Origin of the sequence: Kitasatospora sp. NPDC101176, from assembly GCF_044768035.1 — a bacterium.
GTDB lineage: Bacteria > Actinomycetota > Actinomycetes > Streptomycetales > Streptomycetaceae > Kitasatospora.
Genome location: NZ_JBIWPA010000005.1, coordinates 37,417 through 43,557 on the forward strand (window position 1 = coordinate 37,417; position 6,141 = coordinate 43,557).

The 6,141-nt window shown below is 71.0% G+C and carries 5 protein-coding genes; all 5 read left to right on the forward strand.

The window, feature by feature from the left end; genetic code table 11:
* The first annotated feature begins 158 nt into the window (after nucleotides 1–158).
* The gene (gene prcB / locus ACIRS1_RS09865; protein ID WP_402838236.1) at nucleotides 159–1,001 is read left to right on the forward strand and encodes a proteasome subunit beta; all 843 of its coding nucleotides are present in this window, start codon (nucleotides 159–161) and stop codon (nucleotides 999–1,001) included.
* Nucleotides 1,002–1,029: 28 nt separating this feature from the next.
* Complete coding sequence (gene prcA, locus ACIRS1_RS09870; RefSeq protein ID WP_402838238.1) at nucleotides 1,030–1,785, forward strand: proteasome subunit alpha; 756 nt, start codon at nucleotides 1,030–1,032, stop codon at nucleotides 1,783–1,785.
* 121 nt (nucleotides 1,786–1,906) lie between these two features.
* A complete protein-coding gene (pafA, locus tag ACIRS1_RS09875; protein ID WP_360208606.1) occupies nucleotides 1,907–3,268 on the forward strand; it encodes a Pup--protein ligase in 1,362 nt (453 codons plus the stop codon).
* Between the two features lie 122 nt (nucleotides 3,269–3,390).
* Nucleotides 3,391–4,380: an FKBP-type peptidyl-prolyl cis-trans isomerase gene (locus ACIRS1_RS09880; RefSeq protein ID WP_360208609.1), complete on the forward strand. Its 990-nt coding sequence runs from the start codon at nucleotides 3,391–3,393 to the stop codon at nucleotides 4,378–4,380.
* Nucleotides 4,381–4,641: 261 nt separating this feature from the next.
* Entirely contained in the window at nucleotides 4,642–5,958 is a 1,317-nt protein-coding gene (locus ACIRS1_RS09885; protein WP_360208611.1) for an FKBP-type peptidyl-prolyl cis-trans isomerase, read from the forward strand.
* Nucleotides 5,959–6,141: the final 183 nt, after the last annotated feature.

Below are 6,141 nucleotides of genomic sequence, written 5' to 3' on the forward strand. Positions count from 1 at the left end.
CCCCGGTCATCGGGAATTCACGGTCGCGACCGTCGAGGGCGGCCGGGCGGCGATGTCCGCCCGGCCGCCCGGCACCGGCCCCCGGCCCGCCTGGACAGTGATCGTCGGGCGGGTAGGGTGCGGGCAGCGCGCGCTTCAACCCACCTGGAAGGAATCGTGTGGAAGCCAACACTCGTGGCACCGGGCGTCTACCGGCTGCCTTCCTGACCCCGGGGTCGTCGTCGTTCCTCGACTTCCTCTCCGAGCACCGGCCGGAGCTGCTCCCCGGCCACCGCGGGCTCCCCGAGGGCTCCGTCGTCGAGGCCCCGCACGGGACGACGATCGTGGCCGCGATCTTCGACGGCGGCGTGGTGATCGCCGGTGACCGCCGCGCCACCATGGGCAACGTGATCGCCCAGCGCGACATCGAGAAGGTGTTCCCCGCCGACGAGTACAGCGCGGTCGGCATCGCCGGCACCGCCGGCCTCGCGGTCGAGATGGTCCGGCTGTTCCAGCTGGAGCTGGAGCACTACGAGAAGATCGAGGGCGCCACGCTCTCCCTGGAGGGCAAGGCCAACCGGCTGACCACCATGATCCGGGGCAACCTGGGCATGGCGATGCAGGGCCTCGCCGTCGTCCCGATGTTCGCCGGCTACGACCTGGACCTCCGCCGCGGCCGGATCTTCGGCTACGACGTCACCGGCGGGCGCTCCGAGGAGCGCGGCTTCGCGGCCACCGGCTCCGGCTCGGTGTTCGCCCGGGGCGCGATGAAGAAGCTGTACCGGGAGGGCCTGACGGCCGACCAGGCCTCGACGCTGGTCGTCCAGGCGCTCTACGACGCGGCCGACGACGACTCCGCCACCGGCGGCCCCGACCTGGCCCGCAAGATCTTCCCGATCGTCTCGCTGATCACCGAGGACGGCTTCCGCCGCCTCACCGAGCCGGAGGTCGCCGCGATCGCCGTCTCGATCACCGACCAGCGCCTCTCGCACCCCAACGGCCCGCAGGCCCCGCTGCTCTAGCCACCTCTCAGGAAAGGGACGACCGCCGGTGTCGACACCGTTCTACGTCTCGCCCCAGCAGGCCATGGCGGACCGCGCGGAGTACGCCCGCAAGGGCATCGCGCGCGGCCGCAGCGTGGTCGTGCTCACCTACGCCGACGGCATCGTCTTCGTCGCCGAGAACACCTCCAGGGCGCTCCACAAGGTCTCCGAGATCTACGACAAGATCGCCTTCGCGGCGGTCGGCCGCTACAACGAGTTCGAGAACCTGCGCATCGGCGGCGTCCGCTACGCCGACCTGCGTGGCTACTCCTACGACCGGGCCGACGTCACCGCCCGGGGCCTGGCCAACGTCTACGCCCAGACCCTCGGCACCATCTTCTCCTCGGTCGGCGAGAAGCCGTACGAGGTCGAACTGATCGTGGCCGAGGTCGGCCGCACCCCGGACGAGGACCAGATCTACCGCCTCACCCCGGACGGCTCGATCGTCGACGAGAAGAACTACGTCGTGGTCGGCGGCAACGCCGACTCGATCGGCAACTACCTGGGCCAGCGCCACCGCGCCGGGATGAGCCTCACCGAGGTGGTCCGGGCGGCCGTGGACTCGCTCGCCCGCGACCCCAACGGCGGCAGCCCGCGCACCCTGACCCCGGAACAGCTGGAGGTCGCGGTCCTCGACCGCCAGCGGTTCCAGCAGCGCAAGTTCAAGCGCATCCTGGGCGGCCAGCTCGGCCGGCTGCTCGAAGGGGACCAGTCCGCGGAGTCGGACGACGAGGACGACCCGGCGGAGACCGCGCCGGAGTAGCAGTGCCTGCGGAGTCCCGTACGGCGGCCGGACGGAGGCCGTACGGGGCTCCGGTGCCCCTGCGGCGGCCCGGCCGCCGTGGAGGCGGTTTCGGACAGCTCCGACACAGAATGGAGTGCTCATGGACCGCCGGATCTTCGGGCTGGAGAACGAGTACGGCGTGACCTGCACGTTCCGCGGGCAGCGACGGCTGTCGCCGGACGAGGTGGCGAGGTACCTGTTCCGCCGGGTCGTCTCCTGGGGGCGCAGCAGCAACGTCTTCCTGCGCAACGGCGCCCGGCTGTACCTGGACGTCGGTTCCCACCCCGAGTACGCCACCCCCGAGTGCGACGACGTGACCGAGCTGGTGACGCACGACAAGGCGGGCGAGCGGATCCTCGAGGGCCTGCTCGTCGACGCCGAGCGCCGGCTGCACGAGGAGGGCATCGCGGGGGACGTCTACCTCTTCAAGAACAACACCGACTCGGCCGGCAACTCCTACGGCTGCCACGAGAACTACCTGGTGGCCCGGCACGGCGAGTTCTCCCGGCTGGCCGACGTGCTCATCCCGTTCCTGGTGACCCGCCAGCTGATCTGCGGCGCGGGCAAGGTGCTGCAGACCCCGCGCGGCGCGGTCTACTGCGTCAGCCAGCGGGCCGAGCACATCTGGGAGGGGGTCAGCTCCGCCACCACCCGCTCCCGCCCCATCATCAACACCCGCGACGAGCCGCACGCGGACGCCGAGCGCTACCGCCGGCTGCACGTGATCGTCGGCGACTCCAACATGTCCGAGACCACGACGCTGCTCAAGGTCGGCGCCACCGACCTGGTGCTCCGGCTGATCGAGGCGGGCGTGGTGATGCGCGACCTCACCCTGGAGAACCCGATCCGGGCGATCCGCGAGGTCAGCCACGACCTCACCGGCACCCACCAGGTGCGGCTCGCCAACGGCCGGGAGGCCAGCGCGCTGGACATCCAGGAGGAGTACTACAGCAAGGCGCTGGAGTTCGCCGACCGCAAGGGCATCAACACCGGCACCATCGCGCGCGTCCTCGACCTGTGGGGCCGCACCCTGGAGGCCGTCCGGACGGAGAACCTGGACGGGGTGGCCACCGAGATCGACTGGATCATGAAGTACAAGCTCATCGAGCGCTACCGCGAGAAGCACCAGATGAGCATGTCCAACCCGCGGGTGGCCCAGATCGACCTCGCCTACCACGACATCCACCGCCGTCGCGGCCTCTTCTACCTGCTCCAGGGCAAGGGCCAGGCGCAGCGGGTGACCACCGACCTCAAGACCTTCGAGGCCAAGTCGATCCCGCCGCAGACCACCCGGGCCCGGCTGCGCGGGGACTTCATCCGCCGGGCGCAGGAGCAGCGCCGGGACTTCACGGTGGACTGGGTGCACCTGAAGCTGAACGACCAGGCGCAGCGCACGGTGCTCTGCAAGGACCCGTTCCGCTCGGTGGACGAGCGCGTCGAGAAGCTGATCGCCGGGATGTAGCCCCCGGGTCGTGATCAGGGCGGTGTCCGGCCCCGGTGGTGGTGTCTACCGGGGCCGGACACCGTCCGGGCATACGCTGTCCGTCGAGTCAGGGCCGACCTCGATCGACAGTAAGGACCACCGTGCGCCGCACCGCCGGTTTGCTTCTCACCCTGCCGCTGCTGCTGGCCGTCGCCTGCAGCAGCTCGCCCAAGGCGGCCGGCCCGGCGTCGCCGTCCGCGGCCAGTGCGCCGCCCACCGTGCCGGCGCCGGTGACCGAGGCCTCCCCGATGCCCACCCTGTCCGGCGGCGGGTTCGGCAGCAAGGCCACCATCACCATCCCCGAGGGGCAGCAGCCCAGCGGCCAGTTCGTGGTGAACACGGTCAGCGAGGGCGAGCGGTCGACGGTCAACAAGGGCGACTGGGTGACGGTCAACTACACGGCCAAGGACTGGACGACCGGCAAGGACCTGCCCAGTTCCTACGACCCGGGCGGCAAGCCGCAGCTGTACCAGGCGGGCAGCGGGCAGCTGGTGCCGGCGTTCGACCAGAGCGTGATCGGCAAGAAGGTCGGCAGCAGGCTGCTGGTGGTGGCCCCGCCGGCGGCGGCCTTCGGCGACCAGGGCAGCACCCAGCTCGGCGTCGACAAGAACGACACCGTGGTGTTCGTGCTGGACATCATGGAGAGCCTGCCGCAGGACTCCACGCTGTCCGGCGCCATGACCCAGCCGCCGGCGACCCTCCCGCAGGTCAAGGACAACGGCAAGGCCCCGGTGACGATCACCGTCCCGGCCGGGCAGGCGCCGCCCACCGACCTGCAGCAGGCGGTGCTGATCAAGGGTGAGGGCAAGCAGGTCAAGAGCGGGCAGACGCTGGTGGTGCAGTACACCGGGGTGCTCTGGAGCAACGGCCAGCAGTTCGACTCCTCCTGGACCCACGGCGGCGCCCAGGCCGTGCAGATCGGCACCGGCAGCGTCATCGAGGGCTGGGACAAGGGGCTGGTCGGCCAGACCGTCGGCAGCCGGGTCGAACTCGTGGTGCCGCCCGCGCTCGGCTACAAGGACCAGGCGCAGGGCTCGGTGCCGGCGAACTCCACGCTGGTCTTCGTGATCGACATTCTGGAAGCGGTTTAGGGCGTGTCTGAACCATTCGCGTCGCACGCCCGGCGGGAATTGTCAGAGACGCGCTAGGAAGTCCCCCGCAGGATTCCGTACGCTTGGGCGGACGCTCGTACACCGAAGCGTCCGCCCTCATCCTGAGCTGTCATACTGCCCTCGCACTGTGGCAGGTGCCGCCCGGCGCCGAGGTCCGGGGCGGACGGTGCGGCGGCACACCGGCGCTCACGACGCCGGGAGCAGACCTGGAAGACCTCGTGGCGAGATGGATGGGGAGTCATGACTGAGAAGACGCCGAGCCCGGGCGGGGCCGGCACCGCGGCGAACGACAGCTCTGCGGGTGACCCGGCCGCCTCGCGCCCCGGCGGCCCGCTTCCGGGGGACGGCGAGTCGATCGTCGTCCCGCCGTCGATCCTGAAGCAGCAGGCCGGCTGGGCGCAGCCCGGCGACAGGCCGCGTGCCACGGGCGGGACGAAGACCGACGACACCCCGCAGATCTTCGCCTCCACGGTGCGCCGGGGTGACACCTCGGAGGCCGGGTACGACGAGAACCCGCCCGGCGTGGGCCGCCTGGGCGTGATCCTCGGCACCGTGCTGGCCGTGCTGCTGGCCGGCAGCGCGGTGACGCTCTACATGGTGAACAAGGACGGCGGCTCCAAGTCGGACACCGCGGCCAAGCCGGACGCGGCCCAGAGCGCGCCTCCCACGCCGACCGCCGACCCGGTGCCGCCGATCAAGGACAGCGCCAAGGTGCTGCCGACGATCACCGGTGACTTCGGCAAGAAGGCCGACATCCAGGTGCCCGGCGAGGCCTCCGACGGCTCCTTCGTGGTCAAGGTGCTGTCCGAGGGCACCGGCGCCAAGGTGGACAAGAACTCCTGGACCTCGGTGGACTACACCGCCAAGGACTGGAACACGGGCAAGGACATCCCGAGCTCGTACGACAACAACGGCAAGCAGCAGATCTTCCAGGCCGGCACCGACGCGCTGATCCCGGCGCTGGACCAGGCCGTGCTCGGGAAGAAGGCCGGCAGCCGGATCCTCGTGGTGGCCCCGCCGGCCGCCGCGTTCGGCTCCCAGGGCAAGTCCGACATGTCGATCGGGCCCAAGGACGACCTGATCTTCGTGATCGACATCCGCAACGCCAACGCGCCGGACGCCGTGGTGAGCGGCACCGTGACGCCGCCGCCGGCGGACTTCCCGCAGGTCAAGGACAACGGCAAGAAGCCCGCGGACATCACTCCGGTGGCCGGCGCGGCCGACCCGACCGAGCTGAAGACGCACGTGCTGATCAAGGGCACCGGGCCGAAGGTGGAGAAGGGCGAGAAGGTCGTCGTCCAGTACACCGGCGCGCTGTTCAAGGACGGCAAGATGTTCGACTCCTCGCTCAGCAAGGGCCAGGCGTTCTCCTTCCCGGTCGGTGGCGGACAGGTCATCCAGGGATGGGACCAGGGCCTGGTCGGCCAGACCGTCGGCAGCCGGGTCGAGCTGGTGATCCCGGCCGCGCTGGCCTACGGCGACAAGGGCCAGGGCGACATCCCGGCCAACGCGCCGCTGGTCTTCGTGGTCGACATCCTCGACGCGGGTCAGGGCTGATCCACTTTCGGGTGACAATGGTGTGCGTGTGACCTTCGGGTCCGGCCGCGTGGCCGGACCCGGACGGGGGGGGGGGGGGCCGGCCCGGGGGGGGGGGCCGGCCCGGGGGGGGGGGCCCCCCCCCGGGGGGGGGGGCCCCCCCAAAACCCAAAAGGGGCGCGGGGCCCCAACACGAAACCCCCC